At 72.1% G+C, this 26586-nt stretch carries 21 protein-coding genes; 11 read left to right on the top strand and 10 right to left on the bottom strand.

The genetic code is table 11. The annotated features are described in order from the left end of the window. Window positions 1–120: 120 nt before the first annotated feature. Entirely contained in the window at window positions 121–1866 is a 1746-nt protein-coding gene (locus SXIM_RS17790) for an ABC transporter ATP-binding protein (RefSeq protein ID WP_030728446.1), read from the top strand. Window positions 1867–1928: 62 nt separating this feature from the next. Here SXIM_RS17790 and SXIM_RS17795 read toward each other — a convergent pair whose 3' ends face one another. Beyond that, window positions 1929–2801, bottom strand: a complete 873-nt coding sequence (locus SXIM_RS17795) for an NmrA/HSCARG family protein (RefSeq protein WP_107046960.1) — start codon at window positions 2799–2801, stop codon at window positions 1929–1931. Window positions 2802–2934: 133 nt separating this feature from the next. Further along, window positions 2935–3663: an SDR family oxidoreductase gene (locus SXIM_RS17800; protein WP_046724663.1), complete on the bottom strand. Its 729-nt coding sequence runs from the start codon at window positions 3661–3663 to the stop codon at window positions 2935–2937. Between the two features lie 207 nt (window positions 3664–3870). On the opposite strand from SXIM_RS17800, the gene SXIM_RS17805 reads away from it, so the two are divergent. From SXIM_RS17805 to SXIM_RS17815, 3 genes are all read left to right on the top strand, one after another. Then, entirely contained in the window at window positions 3871–5358 is a 1488-nt protein-coding gene (locus SXIM_RS17805; RefSeq protein WP_046724664.1) for an FAD-dependent monooxygenase, read from the top strand. An 11-nt stretch (window positions 5359–5369) separates the two neighbouring features. Beyond that, window positions 5370–6854, top strand: coding sequence for an FAD-dependent monooxygenase (locus tag SXIM_RS17810; RefSeq protein WP_046724665.1), 1485 nt, complete (start codon window positions 5370–5372; stop codon window positions 6852–6854). Between the two features lie 122 nt (window positions 6855–6976). After that, on the top strand, window positions 6977–8125 hold the full coding sequence (locus SXIM_RS17815; RefSeq protein WP_030728434.1) for a ParB/RepB/Spo0J family partition protein: 1149 nt from the start codon (window positions 6977–6979) through the stop codon (window positions 8123–8125). Between the two features lie 187 nt (window positions 8126–8312). Here the strand turns inward: SXIM_RS17815 and SXIM_RS17820 are convergent, their stop codons facing one another. From SXIM_RS17820 to SXIM_RS17830, 3 genes are all read right to left on the bottom strand, one after another. Continuing rightward, window positions 8313–9167 (bottom strand): helix-turn-helix domain-containing protein, encoded by an 855-nt coding sequence (locus SXIM_RS17820; protein WP_246156896.1) that lies wholly within the window; start codon window positions 9165–9167, stop codon window positions 8313–8315. Between the two features lie 76 nt (window positions 9168–9243). After that, complete coding sequence (locus SXIM_RS17825; protein ID WP_052385081.1) at window positions 9244–10026, bottom strand: AfsR/SARP family transcriptional regulator; 783 nt, start codon at window positions 10024–10026, stop codon at window positions 9244–9246. Next, entirely contained in the window at window positions 10023–11159 is a 1137-nt protein-coding gene (locus SXIM_RS17830) for an aminotransferase class I/II-fold pyridoxal phosphate-dependent enzyme (RefSeq protein ID WP_342783609.1), read from the bottom strand. Before SXIM_RS17830 ends, SXIM_RS17825 begins: the two co-directional genes overlap by 4 nt. Before the next feature lie 272 nt (window positions 11160–11431). On the opposite strand from SXIM_RS17830, the gene rfbB reads away from it, so the two are divergent. Next, a complete protein-coding gene (gene rfbB, locus SXIM_RS17835) occupies window positions 11432–12457 on the top strand; it encodes a dTDP-glucose 4,6-dehydratase (RefSeq protein WP_078846963.1) in 1026 nt (341 codons plus the stop codon). Window positions 12458–12499: 42 nt separating this feature from the next. Here the strand turns inward: rfbB and SXIM_RS17840 are convergent, their stop codons facing one another. Then, window positions 12500–13114: a response regulator transcription factor gene (locus SXIM_RS17840; RefSeq protein ID WP_030728421.1), complete on the bottom strand. Its 615-nt coding sequence runs from the start codon at window positions 13112–13114 to the stop codon at window positions 12500–12502. Window positions 13115–13172: 58 nt separating this feature from the next. Beyond that, entirely contained in the window at window positions 13173–14324 is a 1152-nt protein-coding gene (locus tag SXIM_RS17845; RefSeq protein WP_148236132.1) for a histidine kinase, read from the bottom strand. A 600-nt stretch (window positions 14325–14924) separates the two neighbouring features. Between SXIM_RS17845 and SXIM_RS17850 the strand changes: the two genes are divergently transcribed. Next, entirely contained in the window at window positions 14925–15734 is an 810-nt protein-coding gene (locus SXIM_RS17850) for an AfsR/SARP family transcriptional regulator (RefSeq protein WP_046724667.1), read from the top strand. Between the two features lie 74 nt (window positions 15735–15808). On the opposite strand, the gene SXIM_RS17855 is transcribed toward SXIM_RS17850, so the two are convergent. The 3 genes from SXIM_RS17855 to SXIM_RS17865 form a co-directional block, all read right to left on the bottom strand. After that, the gene (locus tag SXIM_RS17855) at window positions 15809–17341 is read right to left on the bottom strand and encodes an alpha/beta hydrolase (RefSeq protein WP_234306785.1); all 1533 of its coding nucleotides are present in this window, start codon (window positions 17339–17341) and stop codon (window positions 15809–15811) included. Between the two features lie 159 nt (window positions 17342–17500). After that, complete coding sequence (locus SXIM_RS17860; RefSeq protein WP_046724668.1) at window positions 17501–18649, bottom strand: nucleotide disphospho-sugar-binding domain-containing protein; 1149 nt, start codon at window positions 18647–18649, stop codon at window positions 17501–17503. Between the two features lie 112 nt (window positions 18650–18761). After that, window positions 18762–19745 carry a methyltransferase gene (locus SXIM_RS17865; protein ID WP_199811770.1) on the bottom strand — a complete coding sequence of 328 codons (984 nt, stop codon included), beginning with the start codon at window positions 19743–19745 and terminating at the stop codon, window positions 18762–18764. A gap of 94 nt (window positions 19746–19839) precedes the next feature. On the opposite strand from SXIM_RS17865, the gene SXIM_RS17870 reads away from it, so the two are divergent. The 5 genes from SXIM_RS17870 to SXIM_RS17890 all read left to right on the top strand — a co-directional run bounded on the left by SXIM_RS17870 (window position 19840) and on the right by SXIM_RS17890 (window position 26538). Beyond that, window positions 19840–20958, top strand: a complete 1119-nt coding sequence (locus SXIM_RS17870; protein ID WP_234306784.1) for an acetylserotonin O-methyltransferase — start codon at window positions 19840–19842, stop codon at window positions 20956–20958. Window positions 20959–21059: 101 nt separating this feature from the next. Then, window positions 21060–22571, top strand: a complete 1512-nt coding sequence (locus tag SXIM_RS17875; protein WP_030728401.1) for an FAD-dependent monooxygenase — start codon at window positions 21060–21062, stop codon at window positions 22569–22571. Window positions 22572–22599: 28 nt separating this feature from the next. Continuing rightward, window positions 22600–23559: an aromatase/cyclase gene (locus tag SXIM_RS17880; RefSeq protein ID WP_046724669.1), complete on the top strand. Its 960-nt coding sequence runs from the start codon at window positions 22600–22602 to the stop codon at window positions 23557–23559. Further along, window positions 23556–25061 (top strand): FAD-dependent monooxygenase, encoded by a 1506-nt coding sequence (locus SXIM_RS17885; protein WP_030728395.1) that lies wholly within the window; start codon window positions 23556–23558, stop codon window positions 25059–25061. The genes SXIM_RS17880 and SXIM_RS17885 overlap by 4 nt, the downstream gene beginning before the upstream one ends. Continuing rightward, a complete protein-coding gene (locus SXIM_RS17890; RefSeq protein WP_046724670.1) occupies window positions 25048–26538 on the top strand; it encodes an FAD-dependent monooxygenase in 1491 nt (496 codons plus the stop codon). The genes SXIM_RS17885 and SXIM_RS17890 overlap by 14 nt, the downstream gene beginning before the upstream one ends. The last annotated feature ends 48 nt before the right edge of the window (window positions 26539–26586 follow it).

Below are 26586 nucleotides of genomic sequence, written 5' to 3' on the forward strand. Positions count from 1 at the left end.
GCGCCCGGCGGGGGAGAGGCGTTATTGAGTACCGAGGACACGCGGACGGGGGAGGCCGGGAGCACCGGGGAAGCCGGTGACACCGGGGAGTCCGCCACGGCGGAGGACGCCAACCCCCGGGTGCCGCTGCGGCGGGTCCTGGGGCTGTTCCTGCCCCACCGGTCCGCCCTGCTGCTCGTCGGGGCCCTCGTGGTCATCTCCGCGCTGATCTCGCTGGTCAACCCGTTCCTGATCCGCGAGATCATGGATGTGGCGCTGCCCGAACAGCGCACCGGCCTGCTGAGCGCACTGGCCGCGGGCATGGTGGTGGTGGCGATCGCCAACAGCTCGTTCAACGTCTGGCAGAGCTATGTCTCCACCAAGCTCGGCCAGCGCGTGATGCACGAGCTGCGCAGCGCCGTGTACCGCCATCTCCAGCGGATGTCGCTGGACTTCTTCACCAGGACCCGCACCGGCGAGGTGCAGTCGCGCATCGCCAACGACATCGGTGACATGCAGGCCACCGTCACCACCAGCGCCACCTCACTGGTCTCCGACGTGACCATCGTGATCGCCACGGTCACGGCCATGGCCGTCCTGGACTGGCGGCTGACGATCGCGTCGCTGATCATGGTGCCCTTCTTCATCTGGGTGAGCCGCCGGGTGGGCACCCAGCGCCGGCGCATCACCCGCGCCCGGCAGCGCCAGCACGCCACCATCTCCACGATGGTGCACGAATCGCTGTCGGTCAGCGGTGTGCTGCTCGGCCACACCATGGGCCGCTCGCGGTCCCTGGCCGACGGGTTCTCGCACGAGTCGGCCAAGCTGTCCGACCTGGAACTGCGCTCCACCATGGCGGGCCGCTGGGCCCAGTCGACCACCTGGATCGTGCTGGCCTCCATGCCCGCGGTGATCTACTGGGTGGCCGGAATGGCGGGCCGGGGCGAGAACACGGCGATCTCCATCGGAACCCTGGTCGCCTTCACCACCCTCCAGCAGAACCTGCTGCGGCCGGCGGTCTCCCTGCTGGAAGTGGGGGTGGAGATCCAGACCTCGCTCGAACTGTTCGGCCGCATCTTCGAGTACCTCGATCTGCCCGTCGAGGTCCCCGAGCCGGAACACCCCCGCGCACCCGACCGGCTGCGCGGCGAGGTACGGATCCGGGACGCCCGCTTCTCCTACCGCGGGCTGCCGGAACCAACGCTGAGCGGCATCGAGGTGACCGTCCCGGCCGGCAAGAGCCTGGCGATCGTCGGGGAGACCGGCTCCGGCAAGACCACGCTCAGCTATCTGATCCCGAGGCTGTACGACGTGGACGCCGGCAGCGTCACGATCGACGGTGTCGACGTGCGGGAGATGTCCTTCGAGACGCTCGCCGCCGCGGTCGGCATCGTCTTCCAGGAGACGTACCTGTTCCACACGACGGTCGCCGAGAACCTGCGGTTCGCCAAACCGGACGCCACCGACGCGGAACTGGAGGCAGCCGCGCGGATCGCGCACATCCACGACCACGTGGCCGCGCTGCCCGACGGGTACGACACGGTGGTCGGCGAGCGCGGCTACCGATTCTCCGGCGGGGAGAAGCAGCGCCTGGCGATCGCCCGCGCGGTGCTGCGCGACCCGCCCGTGCTGGTCCTCGACGAGGCCACCAGCGCCCTGGACACTCAGACCGAGCAGGCCGTGCAGCAGGCCATCGACGCGGTGAGCGCGGGCCGCACCACCATCACCATCGCGCACCGGCTGTCCACCGTCCGGGACGCCGACGAGATCATCGTGCTCGACGGCGGTGAGATCGTCGAGCGCGGCACCCACGGTGAACTGCTCGCCCTGGGCGGCCACTACGCGGCCCTGGTCGACCGCGACGCCAACGTGACCGAGGCCGCCTGAGCGCCGCTTTCGCGGCTCCCGGGCGGCCTCGGCCGTACCGTGCGGCGGTGCGCCGCACCGGGTCACCCCTGCGGCGCGGGCGCCGTCCAGTGGGTGCGCAGCCAGGTCTCCAGATTCACCAGGTCCGGCCGGGTGCTGCGCAGCGCGGGCAGATCGGCGCGGTACCCCTCGCGGTCGAACCAGTCGAACATGATGGCCAGATCCTCCCGTGCCGCGCGCAGCTTCTCGATCGGCAGGTACCGGTACCGGGTGGGGATGCCCGAGACGCGCTCGAACGCCGCGGCCATCTGCGGCCCGGTCAGCTCGTCACCGGCGATCTCCAGCTGTCGGCCGACCCAGCCGGCCGGGTCGTCGAACGCGTCCGCGGTGAACGCGGCGATGTCCTCGGTGGAGATGATCTGGACCGGCACCTCCGGGCGCAGCCACATGCCCAGCACCAGGCCGTCGTCCGTGCGGCGCGGGCCGATCTCGTCGAACACGTCGTAGAACATGGTCGGACGCAGCACGGTCAGCGGCAGATCCAGTGACCGCAGGTGCTGCTCGACCACCCACTTGCTCTCGAAGTGCGGGATGCCGCTGGAGCGTTCGGCACCACCCACCGAGCTGTACACGAGGTGGCCCACCCCGGACGCCACCGCGATGTCGCCCACGGTCCTGCCCCACCGCTCCTCGGCCTCCACCCCGCCGGGCGTGCGGAACGGCTGGACGCTGAACACCCCGTGGACCTTCTCCATCGCCGCCCGCAGCGACGCCTCGTCGTCCAGGTCGCCCGGCACCAGCACCGCGCCCCGGTCCGCGAGCGCCCGCGCCCCCGGCGCCGCCGGATCGCGCACCAGGGCGTGCACGGTGCGCCCGCGGCGCAGCAACTCGCGGGTCACCGCCCCGCCCTGCCGGCCGGTCCCGCCCAGCACCAGGATCGTCCCGTCTACCGTCACCGCGTTCCTCCATGTCTGATGTCCCGGCGGGGAAGGTGCCCCGCCGGGACGGTCGGTGTGTGCCGTGCGGCGCCGGAGCGACCGGCGCCACAGGGGTCGTGGGCCGCGCCGTGTGCCGGGCGGGCCGGGATGGTCACCAGGGGACGGGCCCCCGGTCGGACAGACAGGCGCCGGAGGGGCCCGCGTCGTCCAGCAGGGCGAGTTCCACCGCGATCGCGGCGCCCTCGGCCGCGGTGCGCTGTCCCTGACGGCCGTTGAGATCCGTGGCCACGATTCCGGGCAGGGCCGCGTTGATTTTCACCGGAGTTCCGTGCAGCTCTTTCGCATAGGCGACGGTGAGGGCGTTCAGCGCGGTTTTCGAGGACTGGTAGGCGACCATGTTGATGCCCGCGAAGGGCAGTTCGGGATCAGAATTCAGGGTCAGGGAACCCAGATGACTGGACATGTTGACGATGCGTCCGGCCGGTGAACGGCGCAGCAGCGGCAGCATCGCATTGGTCACCGAGAGCACGCCGAAGACATTGGTCTCGTACACCTCCCACAGATCGGTGACCGCGGCTTCGCTGGGCGGGCCCGAGAAGCCCCCGGCGACGCCCGCGTTGTTCACCAGAATGTCCAGCCGGCCGTACCGCCGGTCCACCTCGGCCGCGGCGGCGGCCACCGAGGCCGGATCCGTCACGTCCAGGTGCAGCGGCAGCGCCGTGACGCCCTGCTGGGCCAGCGTGTCGGCGGCCTGTTCGCCGCGGCCCTCGTCCCGGGCGCCGAGCAGCACGACGACGCCGCGCTCGCCCAGTTGCCGCGCCGTCTCGAATCCCATGCCTTTGTTGGCGCCCGTGATAAGCGCGACCCGCTCCACCGTCACGTCGGATTCCCTTTCCGTCGTCTTTCGCCGTCGGGGGTCGGCGTCACCCGGGTCATCAAATGAACCGTCAGCCGCGCCGGTCCGCAAGGCCGTCCGTTCACGGCACGTGTGTCCCGGGCGTTCGTCCGTGAGATGTCAGCAGTCGAACAACGGGCCGGTGTAGTTTGTCGGCGCCGATTCCACAGCCGTCGCGCGAAGGGCCGGAAAATGAAGTCTGGCGTCATCATTGTGGGTGCCGGGCCGGTCGGATTGATGCTGGCCGGCGAACTCCGGCTGGGCGGGGCGGAGGTCACCGTGTACGACCGGCTGACCGCCCCGGCCGGCGAGTCCCGCGCGCTGGGCTTCAACCGGCGGGCCGCCGAATCCCTGGACCAGCGCGGCCTGCTGCCCCGGCTGGGAGAGATCCGGTGGGGGCCGATGGGGCACTTCGGCGGCGTCCGGTTCGACCTCGGGATGCTGGACGAGGACCACAGCGGGGTCCTGGGCCTGTCCCAGGCCAGGACCGAGGCCGCGCTGGAGGGCTGGGTGACCGGTCTCGGGGTGCCGGTGCGGCGCGGGTACGCGGTGACCGGGTTCGAGGAGACGGCCGGTGGTGTCGTGGTCGCCTTCGAGGGACCCGACGGTCCGGGGCAGGAGCACGCCGGATACCTGGTGGGCTGCGACGGCGCCGGGAGCACCGTCCGCACGCTGGCCGGCATCACGGCCCGGGGAACGGAATCCACCCGGGGCATGTACACCGCCGAGATCACCGGGGCCATGCCGCGCCCGCGGCCCATCGGCGAGCGGCTGCCCGGCGGCGCCATGGTGGTGTGCACGCCGCTGGGTGAGGGCCGCTGCCGCATCGTCATCCACGACCGCCGCCTGCCGGCGCGGCCGGACACGCGCACCCTCACCTTCGCCACGGTCGCCGACGCATGGCAGCGGCTGACCGGCGAGTCCGTGCACGCGGCGCGGCCGCACTGGGTGTGGGCCCGGGGCAACGACGCCGCGCTCGCCGACAGCTACCGGCGCGGCCGGGTGTTCCTGGCCGGCGACGCCGCCCACGATCTGCCGCCGCTGGCAGCCTGGGGGCTGAGCGCAGGCATCCAGGACGCGGTGAACCTGGGGTGGAAGCTGGCGGCGGTGATCCGCGGCACGGCCCCGGAGGCGCTGCTCGACACCTACCACGCCGAACGTCACCCGGTCGGGGAGCGGTTGCTGCGCGACGCGCGCGCGGCGTCCGCGGTCTATCTCGGCGACGCCGCGATGACTCCGCTGCGCGATGTGCTGGGTGAGCTGGCCGGGCACCGGGACACGGCGGCCCGGCTGGCCGGGATCGTGAGCGGACTGACCATCCGGTATCCGGTGGGGGGTGGTGATCATCCGCTGCTGGGGTTGCGGATGCCGCCGGACCGTACGGTGCTGCGTCGGGACGGATCCGGGGTCAGGGTCGCGGAGTTGTTGCGTGCGGCGCGGGGCGTGCTGGTGCTGACCGGTGGTGGCGGGGAGCGGTTGGTGTCGGTGGCGGCGGGCTGGGCGGACCGGGTGGACACCGTCACGGGTGAGTGGTCGCCGGGGGCGGACGGGCTGCCGCAGGCGGTGCTGATCCGGCCGGACGGCTATGTGGCCTGGACCGCGCCGGGTGGCGGCGGTGGTCTGGAGGACGCGCTGGGGCGCTGGTTCGGCCCCGCCCGCGGCACGGTCGGCGAGCGATGAGGAGGACGGACATGGCACGGGATGTGATCGTTGTCGGTGCGGGCCCGGTCGGGCTGATGCTCGCCGGTGAACTGCGCCTCGGCGGCGCCGATGTCGTGGTCTACGAGCGGCTGCCGGAACCGTCGCGCGAATCACGCGGCGCCAGCTTCACCCGCCGCACGGCGGAGAGCTTCGACCAGCGCGGACTGCTCGGCCTGCTGGGCACCACCGAGCGCGCCGACAGCCACTTCGGCGGGGTCCCCATCGACCTGGACATGTTCGAGGAGGACCACTACAGCGCCCGGGGCATTCCCCAGTACCGCACGGAGCGGATGCTGGAGGGATGGGTGACCGGCCTGGGGGTGCCGGTGCGGCGCGGGTACGCGGTGACCGGGTTCGAGGAGACGGCCGGTGGTGTCGTGGTCGCCTTCGAGGGACCCGACGGTCCGGGGCAGGAGCACGCCGGATACCTGGTGGGCTGCGACGGCGGCCGCAGCACTGTCCGTACGCTGGCCGGCATCGGCTTCCCCGGCCCGGAACCCACCCGCGGTTTCTACACCGCCGATGTCACCGGGCTCACCACCCGCCGCCGGCGCATCGGCGAGGACCTGCCAGGCGGCAGCATGGTCATGGCCATGGACCTGGAGAACGGTGTGACCCGGGTCGTCGTGCACGAGCGGGGCATGAGGCCGCGCGACCGGGAATCCCTGCGCTACAGCGAACTGGCCGACGCCTGGCAGCGGCTGACCGGCGAGTCGATCCACGACGGGGACTGCCGCTGGATCAGCTGCTTCAGCGACGCCTCCCGGGTGGCCGACGCGTACCGGCGCGGCCGGGTGTTCCTCGCCGGGGACGCCACCCATGTGCAGCCCCCGGCCATGGCGCAGGGACTGAGCGTGGGGGTCCAGGACGCGGTGAACCTGGGGTGGAAGCTGGCGGCGGTGATCCGCGGCACGGCCCCGGAGGCGCTGCTCGACACCTACGAGGACGAACGCCTTCCGGTCGGACGGCAGTTGGCCCGCAACGCCCGTGCCGCCATCGAACTGCGGCTGAGCGGTGAGGAGATGGACCCGGTCCGCGAGGTGCTGCGGCGGATGGTGCGGGACGAGGGAGCAGCCGGGTATCTCGCCGGGATGCTGAGCGGACTGACCATCCGGTATGCGATGGGGGGTGGTGATCATCCGCTGCTGGGGTTGCGGATGCCGCCGGACCGTACGGTGCTCGGTCGGGATGGTTCCCGGGTCAGGGTCGCGGAGTTGTTGCGTGCGGCGCGGGGCGTGCTGGTGCTGACCGGTGGTGGCGGGGAGCGGTTGGTGTCGGTGGCGGCGGGCTGGGCGGACCGGGTGGACACCGTCACGGGTGAGTGGACGCCGGGGGCGGACGGGCTGCCGCAGGCGGTGCTGATCCGGCCGGACGGCTATGTGGCCTGGACCGCGCCGGGTGGCGGCGGTGGTCTGGAGGACGCGCTGGGGCGCTGGTTCGGCCCCGCCGGCCCCGTGAACGCGGCGCGGAACTGAGCCGCCCACCGCGTCCGCCTGCCACGGGGTCCGCGCTCCACCGAGGCGTCAGTCGCCCTCGACTCCGGCTAAAGACCCTTCTGCCACGCTTCGGGACACGGCAGAAGAAAGGAGCACACCGGATGGCTCTGGACCACGGGCGGACCGTTCTGATAGCGGGCGACTTCGGCTCTGTCACGCCGGACGCGGACGCATCGGTGACCCAGGACGGATTCGACCTGAAAAACTTCGAGCAACTGCCGATACGGGACGTCCCGGTCAGCGAGGTGTCCCCCGAACAATACCTGCGCAAGGCTGGTACCAGCGCCACACATGTACGTCTGCTCGTCGACGCCGCCGGAACGTCCAAACTCCCGCCCATTCTCGTCCAGGAGGACGGCTGGCGCGTCATCGACGGACTGCACCGGCTGGAAGCGGCGAAATTGCGCGGTGACCATTTCATCGAGGCGCGCTTTCTCGACTGCACGGATTCGGAAGCGCTCGTTCTCGCCATGAAGGCGAACAGTTCGCACGGGCTGCCGCTGTCCAAGGCCGACCGGGTCTCGGGGGCCCAGCGCGTGCTGTCCGCACACGCCGACTGGTCCGACCGGGCCATCGCCGGCATCACCGGGTTGAGCGCCAAGACCATCGCGTCCCTGCGCGGCCGCTCCACGGGGGCGGCGGCAGCCGGCGGCAAGCGCCTGGGCCGCGACGGCAGACGCCGGCCGGTGGCCTCGGGCGAGGGCAGACAGCGGGCCGCCGAGTACATCCGCGCCCACCCCGACGCCCCCCTCCGGCAGGTGGCCCGGGACACCGATGTCTCCCTCGGCACGGTGCACGATGTGAGTTCGCGGCTGCGCCGGGGCATCAGCCCCGAGCTGGACGGCCACCGCGCCCCGGCACGGGCCCCCGCTCCCGTGGCCGTACCCGCCCCCGGTCCGGCCGGCCCGCCCGTGCCGTACGCCACCCCACGGGAACCGGCGGAACGGGCCGACGCGCTGACGGCCGCCGCCGACGTCGCTCCGCGCCGCAGGAACCACATCGACGCTCCGGTCACCTGGCCCGGGGTGGCGGCCAAGATGGCCAAGGACCCGACCATCCGGTACACCGAGGCCGGCAAGGAGTTCCTTCAGTGGATGGCGCTGCACGCCAGTGACCCGGACGGCTGGCGGGAGTTCGTCAGCTCCATCCCCGCACACTGGCAGTGCGTGATCGCCCCGATCGCCGAGAGCATCGGCCGCGAGTGGAGCACCTTCGCCGAACGGCTGAAGGCCACGCAGGAGGCCGTGTAACCCCGGGCCGTGGCCGCCGCCCGGCGGCGGCCACGCCACGGCGCCCGCAACGACCGGACGGCGGGAACGCCCGGAGCCCCACGGGGCGCACGGCGCACCGCGAACCCGGCCTGGCGCACGGCACCGTGGGCGGGGCCGCCTTCCCACGGGCAGCGCCGGGGGCGTTCCGGGGCGCGGCGCCCTCCGCTCAGGACGGCTGCGGCGCTCCCACGGCGGCCAGTGGCCTGGCTCCGGGCGGGGATGCCGCCGGGCGCGGGGTCAGGGCGGGGCAGCCGATGGACACGGCGGGCACCCGCGGCGGGACGAGGTCGGGCAGCGCGAGCAGCACCGGCGGGTCGGTGGGACGCACCCGGCGCAGCCGCACCGCGCTGCTGGTGACGCTGCCCGCGGCCACGGTCACCGAGGGCTGGCCGCCGATCAGCGGCGTCCGGTGGGCACGCGGATCGGGCCCCACCCCGTCGGCCACCGCGACCGCGTGCACGTACCAGGTGCCCGCGGGTACGTCCGGCAGGTGATAGCAGGACGGCCGCCCGCCGGGCACGTCCACCAGGACCCCGGCGAGCGAGGGGTGTTCGACGATCGGGGTGCCGAACGCGCCGATGTACACCCGGGCGTTGCCGTGCCCGTCCGGCAGGCTGACCGTCCCGGCGACCGCCCCGCGTCCCGCTGCGGAGGACGCCCGGACCGCGGGCAGCGCCGGCCCCCCGGCCCGGGACACCCGCCGGAACCGGCCGGGAGAGATCCCCACCCCGACCGTGAAGCTCGTGGTGAACGAGCCAAGGCTCACGTACCCGACGGCGGCCGAGACGTCGGCGATGTTCAGCGAGGTGCTCAGCAACAGCCGCTTGGCCCGGTGCAGGCGCACCGCCGCCAGGAACCGGCCGGGCGTGATCCCGGTGGTTTCTTTGAACAGCCGGGCGAAGTGGAAGCGGCTGAGCCCCGCGCTGTCCGCGAGGTCCGCGAGCGTCAGCGGGTCTGCGTAACGCTCCCGGACGCACGCCACCGCCCGCCCGACCGGATCGTCCGTCCGTATTCCGTGCACGTCAGCTCCTTCCGTCCCGCCGGTCCCGGCGGTCCGCCCGTGCCGTTCCGTCCTCGCGAGGTCCGCGAGAGGCGGCTCAGCGCCCGGTCCCCGACACGATGGCCGCCTGGAGCCGCTGGAGCCGCTGGCAGGGCTCGATGCCCAGCTCACGGTTGAGGGCCGCCCGCAGCCGGTGGAACGCCTGGAGCGAGCGCCCGACATGGCCCGCGCGGTACAGGGCCGTCATCAGGTACGCGCACAGTGTTTCGTTCATCGGGTGCTTGGCCGCCACGAACGTCAGCTCACCCAGCAGGTCGGCGTGCCGCCCCAGCCGCAGGTCGGCCTCGATCCGCGACTCCAGGGCCCTGAGCCGGTGTTCCTCCAGCGACGAGGCCTCGATCTCCAGCACCCGGCCCAGCCGGACATCCACCAGGGCCGAGCCGCGCCACAGACCCAGCGCACGGTCCAGCTCGGCCGAGGCGCGGCCGTGGTCGCCCGCCTCGGCCGCCGCACGGCCGGCGCGTACCCGGCGGTGGAACACCTCGACGTCCGTCTCACAGGTGTCCGCCTCCAGCTGGTAGCCGTGGCGGCCGGTGCTGAGCAACTGGCGGGCGCCGAGGTCGCCGCGGTCCACGGCGGCCAGCGCGTTGCGCAGTTGCAGGATGTAGGTCTGCAGGGTGGTGGCGTAGCTGCGCGGCGGGTGGTCCCCCCACAGCTCGTCGACGAGGGTGGGCACCGTGACCACCCGGCCCGCGTTCAGCGCGAGCAGCGCCAGCACCTGCCGCTGCTTGGGGGCGCTGGTGCGCACCGGCTTGCGGCCCAGCCGCGGGGAGAGCGGGCCGAGCAGCCCCACGCTCAACAGTCTTGACTCACGTTTCATGCCGTCTCCTCACAGCCTCGGAACCGCTCGGTCACCTGCGGCCCCGCGCCGACCGCGCACCGTAGGACCTCGCACACCCGGTGGATGTCCGCCGTCGCGACCGTGGGTCCGGTCGGCAGGGCCAGTACCTGCTCCGCGAGCCGTTCGGTGTGCGGGAGTACAACGGGGCGCTCCGTGCGGTACGGCTCGACCTGGTGGCACGCGGGGGAGAAGTAGCGCTGGGTGGTGATGTTCTCCTCCTTCAGCACCCGCATCAGCAGATCGCGGTGGATTCCGGTGACGGCCTCGTCGACGCGGATCACCACGTACTGGCAGTTGGGGTTCTGCGCGGCGTCGTAGGTGACGACTTCGACGCCGTCCACTCCCGCCAGTCCGGCGGCGTAGTGGTCGAGGTTGACGCGGTTGTGCCGCCGGGTCTCCTCGAACGCCTCCAGCGAGGTGAGCCCCATCGCCGCGGCGGCCTCGCTCATCTTGGCGTTGATGCCGACCCGCTGGCTGGTGCCGTCGGGGCCGAAGCCGAAGGAGCGCAGGGACCGCAGCCGTTCGGCGAGGTCACCGTCGTCGGTGACGACGGCGCCTCCCTCGAAGCTGTTGACCACTTTCGTCGCGTGGAAGCTGAACACCTCGGCGGCGCCGAAGCCGCCGACGGGCCGGCCCCGGTACGAGCAGCCCAGGGCGTGGGCCGCGTCGAACAGCAGGCGCAGACCGTGCCGTTCCGCCACCTTCCCCAGGTCGTCGATCGCACTGGGCCTGCCCCACAGATGCACCCCGACGATCCCGGAGGTGCGCGCGGTCACGGCCTCCTCCGCCCGGCGCGGGTCGATGCAGCCGGTGTCCGGGTCGACGTCGCAGAACACCGGGGTGAGCCCGAGTGCCCGGGCCGCGTGGGCGGTGGCCACGTAGGTCATCGCCGGCATGATGACCTCGCCGGACAACCCGGTGGCCATGTACAGCAGATGCAGTGCCATGGTGGCGTTGCTGGTGGCCACGCAGTGGCGGGTGCCGGCCACCTCCGCCACGCGGTCCTCGAACTCGTGCACCAAAGGGCCGCCGTTGGTCAGCCATTGCCGGTCGAGGGCCCCGTTCAGCCGCTCCAGGAAACGCTTCCTGTCACCGACAGTGGGCCGTCCCACGGACAGTGGCTGCGAGAATTCCGCCGGGCCGCCGAAAAGGGCTAGGTCATCGAATTTCTGCTTCACGCCGGGATCTCCATCGTGGCCGTGGGTATCGCGGTCCGGTTTCACAACCGGCGGCAGCTTTCCCCATCTTCCTCGCACCCCGGTCGAGAGCGGCTGGGGCCGTTCACCGTTCCACCGCCGCTCCACCGGAGATCTTCCGTGCGCCGCGACACTCGGCCCGGAATCGCTGTCCGCACGGCCGGAGAAATCGGAGCGCTGATCGGTTCATGAGAATCCTCGTCACCGGTGGAGCCGGATTCGTCGGCTCGCAATACGTGCGCAGTGTCCTCGACGGTTCCTATCCGGGCCACGAGGACACCGCGGTCACCGTCCTCGACAAACTCACCTACGCCGGCAACACGGCGAACCTGCCGCTGGACCACGAGCGGCTGACGTTCGTGCGGGGTGACATCTGCGACGCCGGACTGCTGCTCGACCTGCTGCCCGGCCACGACGCGGTCGTCCATTTCGCCGCCGAGAGCCATGTGGACCGGTCGCTGCGGGACGCCACCCCGTTCACCGTCACCAATGTGCTGGGCACCCACACGCTGCTGGAGTGCTGTCTGCGGCTGGGCATCGGGCGGATCGTGCAGATCTCCACCGACGAGGTCTACGGCAGCATCGACACGGGCTCGTGGACCGAGAGCCAGCCGCTGCGGCCGAACTCCCCGTACGCCGCCTCCAAGGCGGCGGCCGATCTGCTGGCCCGCTCCTATCACCGCTCGCACGGGCTGCCGGTGGTGATCACCCGCTGTTCCAACAACTACGGCCCCTACCAGCACGTCGAGAAGCTGATCCCACGCTTCGTCGCCACCCTGCTCGGCGGGGGGCGGGTGCCGCTGTACGGGGACGGCCATCACGTCCGCGAGTGGGTGCACGTGGCCGACCACTGCCGTGGGGTGCAACTGGCCCTGGAGAAAGGGCGGGAGGGCGAGATCTACCACTTCGGCGGCGGCGTCGAGCTGTCCAACCGGGAGCTGACCGCCCAGTTGCTGGAGCGCTGCGGCGCCGGGTGGGAAGCGGTGCGTTTCGTCACCGACCGCAAGGGCCACGACCGCCGGTACGCACTGGATGACGGCAAGGCTCGCCGGGAGCTGGGATATGTGCCGCGGGTGCCGTTCGGGGACGGGCTCGCCGGGGTGGTGTCCTGGTACGAAGGTCATCGCTCTTGGTGGGCCGACGCGTTCACGCCCTACGAGGAGGAGACCCCACCGGTGCCGGCGCCCGGCCAGGACGGCTCGGTGCGGTCCTGAGCGGGTGGGGGCGCGCACGGCTGCCCGGGGGAGGCCGGTGCGTCAGGGCAGCCAGCCGCTGTGTTCGGCGATACGGATGGCGTCGATCCGGTTGCGGGCGTTGAGCTTGGAGACGATGGCCGTGAGGTAGTTGCGGACGGTGCCGGCCGACAGGTACAGCGTGCTCGCGATCTCGGACGCGGCGTCTCCCTGAGCGGCGTGCCGCAGCACCTGGAGTTCCCGGGGGGAGAGCGGGCACACCGGTGAGTTCCAGGCCGCCACGGCCAGTTGGGGGTCGATGACGCGCTGCCCGGCGGCGATGGTGCGCACCGCCTGCGCCAGCCGGTCCGGGGGAGCGTCCTTCAGCAGGAAGCCCGAGACACGGGTGGTCATGGCCCGTCGGAAGATGCCGGGCCGGTTCAGACTGGTGAGGATGAGCGTGCCGCAGGTGGGGAGCCGTTCGTGCAGCTCGCCCGCGGCGGTGAGCCCGTCCTTGCCGGGCAGATTGACATCGATGACGGCGACATCGGGCCGTACGTCGAGGGCCGTTTCGAGAATGGCGTCACCCCGCTCGACCGAGGCGACCACCTTGAGTCCCGGCTCCAGTTCGAGCAGCGCGGCCAGCGCTCCTCTGATCATGTGGACGTCTTCGGCCAGAAGAATGCTCACCGACAGCATGTGCCCCCCGTTGGTGCCGTCCGTCGTGCGGCGTGCAGATGGGAATGGATCGTCTGTGTCACGGGGCGGCCCGCACCGAGAGGTGGTCGCCGGGTGGTCGGGCGAGGACCGGATCGGCCGGCGCCTCCGCGCAGAGGATGAACCTGCCGTCGGCGGCGAGCCCGGCCCGGAAGCTGCCGCCGATCGACTCCAGACGCGCCCGCAGATTGCTCAGGCCGTGACCGCCGGGTCCGGTGCCCAGGATGTGGGCCCTGCCGCCCACTCCGTCGTTGACCATGGTCAGCCGCACCGTTCCGCCCTGCCGGGTGGCCGTGATGCTGACCTCCCGGGGACGGCTGTACCGCAGGATGTTGGTGATGCCCTCGCGCAGTGCCGTGGCGAGCACGGTGTCCAGGAGCGGGTGCAGCGGGCCGCAGTCCACCCGGGTACGGGCGCGGACATCGGCGGTGACGAGGATGTCCTCCACCGACGCCATCTCGGACCTGACGGTGAGCTCCCCGTAGCCGCTGGCCACCAGCCGGACATCGGTCAGTGCCTGGCGGGCGATGGTGAGGACGCCCGCGACCTCCTGCCCCGCCCGGTCGGGGCGTTCGGGCAGCAGCCGGCGCACCAGCTCCGCCTTGAGGGTGATGGCGGACAGGCTGCACCCCAGCAGATCGTGCAGATCCCGGGAGAAGCGCTGCCGTTCCCTGCGCACCGCCGCGTGGGCGCGCTCGTCCCGGGAGGAGTCGAGCCAGATCACCAGGGAGGTGAGCCGGGCGAGGCCGTAGAGGAGGACCCCGATGTACGCGGTGACGAGCCCCAGATAGACGGTGCGCAGGATGCCGTGCCCGCCGATGATCCCCATCGCCACCTGGGCGGAGACGATCAGACCGAACAGCGGCAGGGCGATCCGCAGCGGCAGCAGGTACAGGACGGCCCCCGCCAGCGGTCCGCCCATGCTGCCCCAGCTGAGTTCGAAAATGGCGAAGGGCAGATGGGTCGCCACGGCCTGCACACCGAGGGCGAGATAGCGGTGGGCCGGTGGCCAGCCCGGTGCCTGGGGTGAGGTGACCAGGAAGGACACCCCGATGGCGATCAGGGCGAGCACCACACAGATGACGTAGGTGCCGTTGGACGCGCCTGCCCAGTACACGTTCATGAAGGCGACGGTGGCCAGACTGAACAGGGCGAAGGCGGTGAAGGCACGCGCCGTCCTCGGAGCGGGCAACGGCAGGGTCGGAATCGGCCGGTTCGTGGCGGGACCGCGGGCCTTGCACCCGGTCCAGAAAGTGTCCCCGTGGCCGCCGGCCGAGCCGACGGCATGGTCAACTTCCCCGTTCACCAAGCTTCCCCCCAATGAGACCGCGCCGAACCGGTGGTTCAGGTGGGCCCATGTGCGTAGGCCTCGTCCAGAGTAACGAGCTGTCTCGAACCGAAGGAAGAAGGAAGAAGGCGATTAATCGGTCTGCCGACAGGGAAGCGGGCTCCGGCGCCGAGGGCTCCCGGACGGGTCGCCGGGTGCCGGCGCGGACGGTGCGGCGGGGGGTGGGAGGCGGAACGGCGTGCCGCGGAACGTGGTCATCGGAGGCTTCCCTTCCGGTTTCGTGCGGCAGGTGCTCCGAGGGCGGGGCCGCTGCTCGATTCTGGGCCGTATCGCTCCGGAACGGGCAGTGAGAAGTGCACGCCTCGACCATGAAACCTTCATGGTTGTAATCGTGACGAGATCCCTGGGCGCCCCCGGCGCGCCGGGCGCAGGATCACCACGGCTCAAGCGATGACACCCGTCGGCCGGTCTCCGGTCGGCGGGAGCGAAGGGGGACTGGGCGAGATGGAGATCAACGTACTAGGGCCGCTGACCGCCCATGAACGCGGGGTGTCCTTGGTGCCGAGCGCCACCAAGCCGCGGCAGATCCTGGCGGTGCTCGCCCTCCAGGCGGGCCATGTGGTGACGGTACCCACCCTGGTGGAGGAGGTGTGGGGCTCCGAGGTCCCGCGCAGCGCGGCCACCACGCTTCAGACGTACATCCTGCAGTTGCGCCGCCACATCGCGGCCGGTCTCGTCGGCCAGCCGGGCCGATGTCCCAAGGACGTGCTGGTGACGCAGCACGGTGGATACCTGCTCGACGTGGGCACCGGCCTGGTCGACGCCCAGGAGTTCGACACCCTGCTGAGATCGGGCAGGTCCGCCTTCGCGGACGAGGACTTCGGCTCCGCGTCCGACCTCCTGGGCCGGGCTCTGGGCCTGTGGCGCGGTCCCGCGCTGGTGGACGTGCGGGTCGGCAGCGTGCTCGAACTGGAGGTGCTGCGCCTGGAGGAGAACCGGATGGCGGCCCTGGAGCGGCGCATCGACGCCGATCTGCGGCTGGGCCGGCATCGTGAACTCGTCCCCGAGTTGCATGTGCTGACCGCACGCCATCCGATGCACGAGAACTTCTGCGCCCAGCTCATGCTGGCCCTGCACCGTTCGGGCGGTGCCTGGCGGGCGCTGGAGGCCTACCAGCGGCTGCGCGAGACGCTGGTGAACGAGCTGGGCCTGGAGCCGTCGCCGAATCTGCGGCGGCTGCACCGGGCGGTGCTCTCCGGCGACCCCGAGCTGGAATTCCCCGAGGCCACTGTCGACGGCAAGGGCACCGGCTGACCGTCTCCGCCGGACGGCCGGGGCCGCGGCGGATGGTGCCCGCCGCGGCCCCGGCCGCTGCCGTCGTGCGCCCCTCAGGAGGTTTCCGGGTCCGGCTCCGGGGGCGCGCTCGCCTCGCAGTACGCGTCGGGGCCGTCCGCCGCGTCCGGCAGGGTGCCGTCCCGCAGATAGCCTGCCACCCAGTCGTTCATGCAGGCGTTGGCGTTGGCGGTCAGGGACGTGCCGTGGAAGTTGCCGCCGCGTTCCAGGACGAACCGGGAGTCCGGGAACAGCTCGTGCACCTCGTGTGCGCCGGCGACCGGGGTGGCCGCGTCGTTCTCCGCCTGGAGCAGCAGCATGCCCACGCCGTCGGCGCCGATCTCCTGCGGTGTGTCGGCGGGCACGGGCCAGAACGCGCAGGGGGCGTTGTACCAGGCGTTGTGCCAGGTCATGAACCGGTCGCCCGCCTCGTACTGGCTGGTGTGATCGTCCTGCCACTGCTGCCACTCGCGCGGCCAGGCCGAGTCACGGCACTGGATCGCCGCCTGCATGGCGTAGGTGTTCTGCGCGGGGTAGTCCCCGGGCATGTAGTTGTCCCGCAGCCCGGAGGGGTCCTCGCGCAGCACCCAGTCGGCGAGCACGCCGGCGTGGTAGCTCCAGATGTAGGTGCGGTACGCGTTGACGATGAAGACGTCGTTGTACTCGGCCGCGCCGATCAGCCCGTCGATCGGTGCGTCACGGAGCATGTCCATGCCCCGGTAGTAGTTGGCCTCGACTTCCTCGCGGGTGCTGCCCAGCTGGTAGACGTCGTCGTACCCGGCTATCCAGTCGAACCAGATCCCGGCGCGCTCCTGGAAGGCGACGTTCTGTTCCAGGGAGCCCTGGTAGCCGATGCTGCCGGGGCCCATCACGCTGTCCAGCACCATCCGGTGCACCCGATCCGGGTACAGCGAGGCGTAGACGGAGCCCAGATAGGTGCCGTACGAGTAGCCGAGGTAGCTGATCCGCTCCTCGCCCAGCGCCTGGCGGACCAGGTCCAGATCATGTGCGGTGTCCTTGGTGCCGAGGTGCTCCAGGACATCGCCGTACGCGCTCCCGCAGCTGTCGGCGAACGCCTCGGCCCGGTCCAGCCACTGCTGCTGCTGGGCGGCGGTGTGCGGGACGTAGTCCGGCCTCGCCTGTTCCGGGTAGAGGTAGTCGGGGTCGCAGGTGACCCGCGGTTCGCTGGCCCCGACCCCGCGCGGGTCGAAGCCGATCCAGTCGTAGGCGGCGCCCACCTCCTGCGGCAGCCCGGTGGAGCCGTCGGCGAACCGGGTGGGCAGGTCCCGCCCGATGGCGCCGGGCCACAGGCCGCGGTTGACCAGGACGACTCCCTGGTACTCCTCGGGCGGCACGGTGTGGGACGCCCGGGTGAGTTCCAGGGTGATCTGCTCGCCCCCGGGGTCGGAGTGGTCCAGCGGCACCTGGAGCGAGCCGCATTCCAGGCCGGCGAGGTAGTCCTCCATGATCGGGTCGTCCTCGGGACAGGGCGACCAGGTCATGGTGGCGGCCGGCGGTCCGGAGCGGTCGGTCTGGGCGATCACCACCGACGCCCCCGCCAGGACGACCGCCACGGCCGCCGACGTCACGACAAGTTTCTTCATCCGTGCCCCCGTCATCGAGCGCGGGCCCGGCAAAGGGCCCGAAGATCGGAATATCGGTGTGGGGGGTTGGCCGGAACACAACCACGGCGGAACCGGGCGTGTCCACTCCCCCTGCACGGATGGACTCATCAAGTCCGTTTAATTTCAAGCCTGTTGCGGCAACACCTCCAGGGTGCGCACCACATCGGCGGGCGAGGGGAGCCCCGCCATCTCCCCGGCCAGGGCCCGCGCACGCTGGGCGAACCCCGGCGTGGCGAGGATGTCCCGGCAGCCGTCGGCGACCAGGTCACCCGCATCGCGTCCGGGGTGTTCGTCCGGCATCACGGTGCGGGCGGCGCCGTAGTCCGACAACGCCCTCGCGATCAGCCGGGTATGGGTGTTGGGTGGCATGAGCAGCTGCGGAACGCCGCAGGCCATCATCGTCATGGCGGTGGTGGCACCGCCATGGGTCACCGCGAGATCGCAGGTGGGGGCCACGGCGTCCAGCGGAAGCCACCCGATGCGGACGTCCCGCAGCCCGTCGGCCAGCTCACGGGCCGCGTCCTCGGGTGCCGCGATCAGCACCTCCGCCCCCTCCCCGGCCAGACCGGCCACCAGCCGGCGCACCGCGTCACCCGGCAGCATCCGGAAGTGGGTGCCCGAGGTGATCAGCACCCGCGGCCGTCCCACCGGACGGGTGTACATCCAGCTCTCCAGGCGGCGTTGGGGGTTGCGCGGGATGTAGCGCATCGGGAGCGGGCGCGCGGCGGTCACCGCGGGCGGGCTCAGGGACGGCGGGCAGACGTCCACGAACAGGTCCGGCTCCGGCAGGCCGGTCAGCCCCAGCCCCTCCAGAGCGGGCCGCAGGCCCTCGGCCGCCCCCCGGTCGATGCCGGCGACCGGGATCGCCAGATACTCGGCGTGCCGGACCCAGGGCACCTTCAGCCGGGCGGCGAGCAGCCCCGCCGCGTAACTCATCGAACTGCCCACGACCAGGTCGGGCGGCCAGTGCGCGGCCAGCTCCAGCAGGGTGGGCAGCACGGTGGTGGCCAAGGTGGCCAGCCCGTGTCCGGTGGTGGTCAACTCGTCCTGCGGATCGGGGTCGTGGCCCTCGGGGCCGGCGGCCGGCATGAAGTGCCGGATGGGTTCGGCCATGACGCAGACCGTGGGCACCCCGATGGCCTCGGCGGCCGGCATGAGCGGCTCGTTGGTGGCCAGCAGGACCTGATGGCCGGCGTTCTGTGCGGCGGTCACCAGCGGCGCGACGGCGGACAGCGTCACATGGCTGCCGGTGATGAGGAACAGGATCTTCATGACTGCGGGCGCTTCCCGTGAGAGGGCGGTCGCGGACAGGGACGGGCGGGCCCGGTCCGTTCGACTGCGTCCGATGAGCAGTCGAACGAACCGGGGCCCGCCCGCCGGGTGTTCAGCTGGGACGGCTCTCGATGATGAAGTGCCCCGAGGGGCCCTCGCCGTGAGCCGAGACCGTCAGACCGGCCTCGGCCGCCAGCACCCGGAACTCCTCCAGGCTGCGCGGGCGCCCGCCGGTCATCACCATCAGCAGCAGCCCGCCCTTGCCGGCCGCCCGGTCCGCGGAGACCCCGCCGACCACCACGACCCGCCCGTGCGGAGCCGCGGCCTCGGCGCACCTGCGCAGCAGCCGCGTGGCCTCCTCGTCCGGCCAGTCCAGCAGCACCGACTGGATCAGATACACATCGGCCCCGGCCGGCAGCGGCTCGAAGAAGCTCTGCGGGCTGACGGTGACCCGGTCGGCCACCCCCGCCGGCCCGAAGATCTCCGCCGAACGGGCCACGGTGCGGGGCAGATCGACCAGCGTGCCGCGTACCCCGGGGCGCGCGCGCAGGATGCCGGCCAGCATCGCGCCGGTGCCGCCGCCGACATCGACCACATGACCGACGTCCTCCCAGTCGTCGTGGACCAGGATCGCCGGGTCCGGCACATGGCGGCCCTCGACCATCATCGCGTCATAGCTGTCCGCGAGACCGGGATGGGCGTCCAGGTCCTCCCAGAACGGCAGCCCGTACACCGACCCGTAGGTGGGGCGTCCGGTGCGCACCGCCTCCAGCAGACCGGTCCAGGCCCCGGCGATCCGGCCGCCGTGGCCGTCGAGGTTGAGACCGCCGCGCAGCGGGCCCGGCTCAAGGAAGATCCGGGACGCCTCATTCAGGGTGAACCGGTTCTCGGCCGGCTCATCGAACAGGCCCTTACCGGCCAGGTGACGCAGCACCCGGGCCAGGGACTCGCCGTGACAGCCCACCTTCCGGGCCAGTTCGCCCACCTCCGTGACGCCCTGTGCCATGTGCTCGGCGACGCCCAGGGTCACCGCCACGCGCAGGCTCCAGGGGGTCGCCAAGTCACTCAGCGCCCACAGATCCACATTGTCCGACACTCGATACCTCCAGGGTCATTGGGGCGTGCCCTGTCAAGACAGTAGAGAGCGTTATGGCGGCCCCACCACTGAATCCCAGAAAGCGCGTTCAACTGTGGAGCGGCGGCAAAACGGAAAGTTGTGGGCGGCAGGGGGCCGTCCTATCGTCGGGCATCCCGAGGACACGAATTCCGGAGGTAATCCCATGCCCACAGGGCCCGCTGCGCGTGACCTGACCGCCGCCTACTCGCTGCTCGATCTGATTCAGGGATCGGTGATAACCCAGGCGATCTCCGTCGCGGCCCGGCTCGGCATTGCCGACGTCCTCGCCGAAGGTCCGCTGCCGGCCACGGAAATCGCCAAGCGGGTCGGTTCCGACCCGGAGGCGACCCACCGGCTGCTGCGCGCGCTCTCCGGCTATTCGGTCTTCACTTTCCAGCCCGACGGTGCCTACGCCCTGACCCCGATGGGTCAGGCGCTGCGCGAGGACGCCCCGGATTCCATGCGCGGACTGGCGATGCTGATGAGCAACCCGCTGCACTGGGAGGAATTCGGACATCTGATGTCCTCGGTGCGCACCGGTGAGGCCAACCTGCCGAAGCTGCGCGGTCAGGGCGCCTACGAATTTCTGATGTCGAATCCCGAGTATGCCGCCGAGTTCTTCGGCGGCATGCGCAGCATGTCCGAATCGGAATGCGATCCGATCGTCGCCGCCTATGACTTCTCCTCGTTCGGGACCATCGTGGACGTCGTCGGCGGACGCGGCACCCTGCTTTCCGCAATCCTGAAGCAGGCCACCGATGCGCGCGGCATCCTGTTCGACTCCGAAGTCGCCACCGCGGACGCCCCGGCGGTGTTCCAGGACGCGGGCGTGGCGGACCGGATCACGGTCGAGACCGGCGGCTATTTCGACAAACTCCCGGCGGGCGCGGACGCCTATGTCCTCAAGCACATCCTGCACGACTTCTCGGAGTCCGACTGCGTCACGATGCTGAAGAACGTCCGGGAGGCCATCGCCCCCGGCGGCAAGATGCTGGTCATCGAGTACGTGCTGACCGAGAACAACGAGCGGCACCTGGGCAACATCATCGACCTGTGGCTCCTGCTGCTGCTCGGCGCCAAGGAGCGCACCCTGCCGCAGTACACCGAACTGTTCGCCAAGGCCGGCCTGAAGGTCACCGGTTCGGTGAGCACCAGCTCGCCCGTCTCCGTCATCGAGGCCGTCCCGGTCTGACGCCGCCCCGCGCCGGGCGCCCCGCGGCCGAGCGCCCGGCGCCCGGCGCCCCACCCCGTTCACCGCCGCCCGCCGGCCGCACTCGTAGTGAAGGACAGCACGTGGATACAGATGTGATCGTGGTGGGCGCAGGGCCCACCGGTCTGATGCTCGCCGCCGAACTCAGGCTCGGCGGCGCCGAGGTCGTCGTCGTCGAGCGGCGCGCCGAGCGCAGCTGGGAATCGCGCGGCATCGGGTTCACCGCCCGCGCCGCCGAGATCCTCCAGCAGCGCGGACTGCTGGAGCGGCTGGAGAACACCGAGATCACCCGGCAGGGACACTTCGGCGGCATCCCCATCGACTACGGGATCCTGGAGGGCTCCCACTTCGGCGTCCGCGGCGCGCCCCAGTACCGCATCGAGGAGATGCTGGAGGAACGGGCGCTGGAACTGGGCGCCTCGGTGCGCCGCGGCTACGAGATGACCGGTCTGGCCGCCACCGGTGACGGCGTGACCGTCACCGTCGAGGGCCCGGACGGCCGCGCCGAGGTCGCCGCCCGCTATCTGGTGGGCTGCGACGGTGGCCACAGCACCGTCAGGAAGCTCGGCGGCTTCGGCTTCCCCGGTTCCGACGCCACCCGCGAGATGTACCTGGCCGATGTCACCGGCTGCGACATCCGGCCGCGGCCGATCGGCGAACTGCTCCCCAACGGCATGGTCATGGCCGCGCCGGTGGAGGAGGACTGGTTCCGCATCATCGTGTGCGAGAACGGCAACCCCCCGGACAAGGAACGCCGGGCCGGGTTCGGCGATGTGGCGGACGCCTGGCAGCGGCTGACCGGCGACTCCATCCACGGCGGCCGGGCCCGCTGGGTCAGCAGCTTCACCGACGCCACCCGCCAGGCCGACGCGTACCGGCGCGGCCGGGTGCTGCTGGCGGGGGACGCCGCCCACATCCATCTCCCGGCCGGCGGGCAGGGGCTGAGCATCGGCGTGCAGGACGCCGTCAACCTCGGCTGGAAGCTGGCCGCCACGCTCCGCGGCCACGCCCCGGCCGGCCTCCTGGACACCTACCACAGCGAACGGCACCCGGTGGGCGAGCGGGTGTTGCGCAACACCCGCGCCCAGGGGACGCTCAACCTCACCGGCAAGCCCGCCGAGCCGCTGCGGACCGTGATGGCCGAGCTGCTCGCCCTGCCGGCGGTGGCCCGGCATCTGTCCGGCATGGTCAGCGGGTTCGACATCCGCTACGAGGTCGGCGAGCGCCGCCACCCGCTGGCCGGCGGCCGAATGCCCGACCGTGAACTGACCCTCACCGACGGCGGCCGGGAGCGGAGCGCGAGCCTGCTGCACACCGCCCGCGGCGTCCTCATCACCGCCGACGCCTCCGGCCGCACCGCCCGCCGGGCCGCACCGTGGTCCGACCGGGTCGACGTGGTGCGGGTGACGGCCTTCCCCGCCGGGCCCGAGGAACACGGCGCCGCCACCGAGTCGGTGCTCGTCCGCCCCGACGGCTACATCGCCTGGGCCGCGCCGGGCGACAGCCGGCTGACCGAGGCACTGGAGCGCTGGTTCGGACCGGCCGCGCCCAGCGAAGAACCCCGCGACGCCGGGCACCTCGCCTCCACCCGTTAGCCGTTCCGCAACGCAGAGGAGAAGAAACGTGACCACGAGCGCGGTGCGCACAACGGAACACACGGTGGACGTCGCGGCCCCCGCACAGCAGGTGTACGCGCTGCTCGCGGACGTGGACCAGTGGCCCGAGATCTTCCCCCCGACCGTGCACGCCGAGTGCGTCGAGCGGAACGGGAACACGGAACTGATCCGGCTCTGGGCGACCGCCAACGGCACCCCCAAGACCTGGACCTCCCAGCGCGTGCACACCCCGGAGCGCGGCAGCATCACCTTCCGCCAGGAACGCTCGCAGCACCCGGTCGGCGGCATGGGCGGGGAGTGGATCGTGGAACCGCTCTCCGCCACCAGCTGCCGGGTCCGCCTGCTGCACGACTTCTTCGCGGCGAGCGAGGACCCGGCCGACCTGGACTGGATCAGCCGGGCCGTCGACCGCAACAGCGGCTCCGAACTGGCGGCCCTGCGCGACCGGGCCGAACTCGCCGGACCCGACCAGCTGATCACCTTCGAGGACACGGTGACCGTGAACGGCGGCGCCAAGGACGTCTACGACTTCCTCAACGAGGCCCGGGAGTGGCCGCGTCGGCTGCCGCACGTCGCCCGGGTGCGGCTCACCGAGGACACCCCGGGCCTGCAGACCCTGGAGATGGACACCAGCACCAAGGACGGCTCGGTGCACACCACCAGCTCCGTCCGGGTGTGCCGTCCGCACAGCGGCATCGTCTACAAGCAGCACGTCCTGCCCGCGCTGCTGAGCCTGCACACCGGACGCTGGCTGATCGAGGAACACGCCGCGGGCGCGGTGACCGTCACCTCGCGGCACACCGTACGGATCAACACGGCCCGCGTCGCCGAGGTTCTCGGCCGCGACGCCGACGCGGACACGGCGCGCACCATGGTCCGCAAGGCCCTGAGCGGCAACAGCCTGGCCACCCTGCACGCCGCGAAGTCCTTCGCCGAGGGCTCGGCCACCGGGCACCCGAGGTCGTGACCCGGCCCGGGACGGCCGCACCGGTCGTCGTCGTCGGAGCCGGGCCGGTCGGACTGCTGCTCGCCTGCGAACTGCGGGCGGCCGGGGTGCCGGTGGTCCTGCTGGAACGGCTGGCCCGCCCGATGACGGAATCGCGGGCCGGGCAGCTCTCCTCGCTCACCGCCGAGCTGCTGCACGAACGCGGCTTCGGCGCGCTGCTCGACAGTGCCGGACACGAGCCACGCGCCCACTTCGGCGGGGTGGGACTCGACCTGTCCGGCCTGGACAGCCCGTTCGCCGGCCAGTGGAAGGTGCCCCAGTACCGGACCGAGGCCGCGCTGGGCGAACGGGCCCGGGAACGGGGCGCCACGGTGCTGCGGGAGACCGAACTCACCGGGCTGGACGCCCCGGAGGGCGACGAGGGCCCGCTGATGTGCGAGGTCAGGGATCCCGGCGGAGTACGCCGGATCGCGGCCCGGTACGTGGTCGGCTGCGACGGTGCCGACAGCACCGTGCGCCGGCTGGCCGGATTCCCCGTCACGGCCACCGCCGCGACCCGGGAACTGCTGCGGGCCGATGTGACCGGAGTGCGGATCCGGGACCGCCGGTTCGAGCGGCTGCCCGGCGGCCTCGCGGTGGCCGCGACCCGCGAGGGGGTGACCCGCGTCATGATGCACGCGGCCGGCCGGCCGGTGACAGCGCGCACCGAACCGCCCCGCTTCGACGAAGTGGTGCGGCGCTGGGCCGAGGTGACCGGCGAGGACATCTCCGGCGGGACGCCCGTGTGGCTGGACGCCTTCGACAACGCCCGCGGCCAGGCGGACCGTTACCGCCGCGGCCGGGTGCTGCTGGCCGGCGACGCCGCACACTGGCACCTGCCGATCGGCGGCCAGGCCCTGAACACCGGCCTCCAGGACGCGGTCAACCTGGGCTGGAAGCTGGCCGCGACGGTCAACGGCTGGGCCGCGCCCGGCCTGCTCGACAGCTACCACGCGGAGCGGCACCCGGTCGCGGCCCGTGTCCTGACCCATGTGACGGCCCAGGAACTCCTGCTGCTCGGCGGCGCCGCGGCCGAGCCGCTGCTCGCCGTCCTGACCGAACTGACCGGACTGCCGGGCGTCCACGCCCAGCTGGCCGCCACCGCCGCCAACCTTGAGGACCGGTACGGCCGGACCTGCACCCGGATCGCCGGCCGGCGCCTCGCCCACCTGCGGCTGCGCACCGGCACGGGGCCCCTGCGGACCACGGGCCCGCGACCGGTCCTGGTCCGGCTGACACCCGCGGCACCCGGCCCCGACACACCCGGCCCCGACACGTACGGGCCGGACACGGACGGGCTCGGCCGGTACGGCGTACCGGTGGAGCACGCGATCGACGAAGACGGTTCCCTCCCCGGAATCACCACCCTCCTCCTGCGTCCCGACGGCTACGTCGCCTGGGCCGACGACAGCGAGGAAGACCTGGACCAGGCAGTGGCCACACTGCTGGACGCGGAAGGTAGGAAGCGAAATGCAAGCCTTTGACGCCGATGTCATCGTGGTGGGGGGCGGCCCCACCGGGCTCATGCTCGCCGGAGAACTGCGCCTGGCCAACGTCCGCACCATCGTGCTGGACCGGCTGGCCGAACCCATGAAGCAGTCGCGTGCCCTGGGGTTCTCCGCCCGCGCCATCGAGGAGTTCGACCAGCGCGGTCTGCTGCCGCGCTTCGGCGAGCTGCACACCATCCCGATGGGCCACTTCGGCGGACTGCCCATCGACTTCCGGGTGGTGGAGGGCGGTTCGTACGGCGCGCGGGGCAAGCCCCAGTCCCTCACCGAGGGGGTCCTGGCCGGCTGGGCCGCCGAGCACGGCGCCGAGGTGTACCGCGAGCACGAGGTCACAGGGCTCACCCAGGACGAGGACGGCGTCACCCTCGACGTCACCACCCCACAGGGCCCCAGGCAACTGCGCGCCCGCTACGTCGCCGGCTGCGACGGCGGGCGCAGCAGCGTCCGCAAGCTGGCCGGCGTGGACTTCCCCGGCACCGACCCGACCATCGAGCTGTGGTTCGCGGACGTGGCCGGCTGCGAGCTGCGCCCGCGGTTCTCCGGTGAACGGGTGCCGGGCGGCATGGTCATGGTGCTGCCGATGGGCCCGCACATGAACCGGGTTGTCGTCTACGAGCGTGACGGCGTCCGCAAGGGCGAGGGCGCCCCGGAGTTCGCCGAGGTCGCCGCCGCCTGGAACCGGCTCACCGGCGAGGACATCAGCGCCGGCAAGCCGCTGTGGACCAGCTTCACCACCGACGCCAGCCGCCAGGCCGCCGAGTACCGCAAGGACCGGGTCTTCCTGGCCGGCGACGCCGCGCACATCCATCTGCCGGTCGGCGCCCAGGGCATGAGCGCGGGCATCGGCGACGCCATGAACCTGGGCTGGAAGCTCGCCGCGACCCTGCACGGCCACGCGCCGGACGGCCTGCTGGACACCTACCACGCCGAGCGGCACCCGGTCGGCGCGCGCATCCTGGCCAACACCCTGGCCCAGCGCGTCCTGTACCTGAGCGGCGACGAACTGGACCCGCTGCGCGAGGTGATGACCGAGCTGCTGGCTCACGAGGAGGCCCAGAAGCTGCTGGTCGGCATGGTCACCGGCCTGGACATCCGCTACCCGGCCGGGGACGGGGACCACCCGCTGCTCGGCCGGCGGCTGCCGGACACCGAACTGACCGGCGACCTGCCCGCGGGCACCTCCACCGCCTTCCAGCTGCTGCACGAGGGACGCGGCGTGCTGCTCGACCTGCGGGGCGACGAGACGGTGCGCGCCGCTGCCGCACCGTGGCAGGACCGGATCGGCATCGTCACCGGCAAGGCCGCGGCAGGCGCGCTCGCCGACGTCGAGGCCGCGCTGGTGCGGCCGGACGGCTACGTCGCCTGGATCGGCTCCGGCGGGTCGGGCACGGCCGGTCTCGGTGAGGCCCTCGGGCGCTGGTTCGGCGTGCCCGCAAAGAGCGGGCGCGGGTAGCGGGACGAGCCCGCGGCCACACCACCGGCGGCCACCCACCGGCGGCGA

This window comes from Streptomyces xiamenensis (assembly GCF_000993785.3).
In the GTDB taxonomy this organism is placed as follows: domain Bacteria; phylum Actinomycetota; class Actinomycetes; order Streptomycetales; family Streptomycetaceae; genus Streptomyces; species Streptomyces xiamenensis.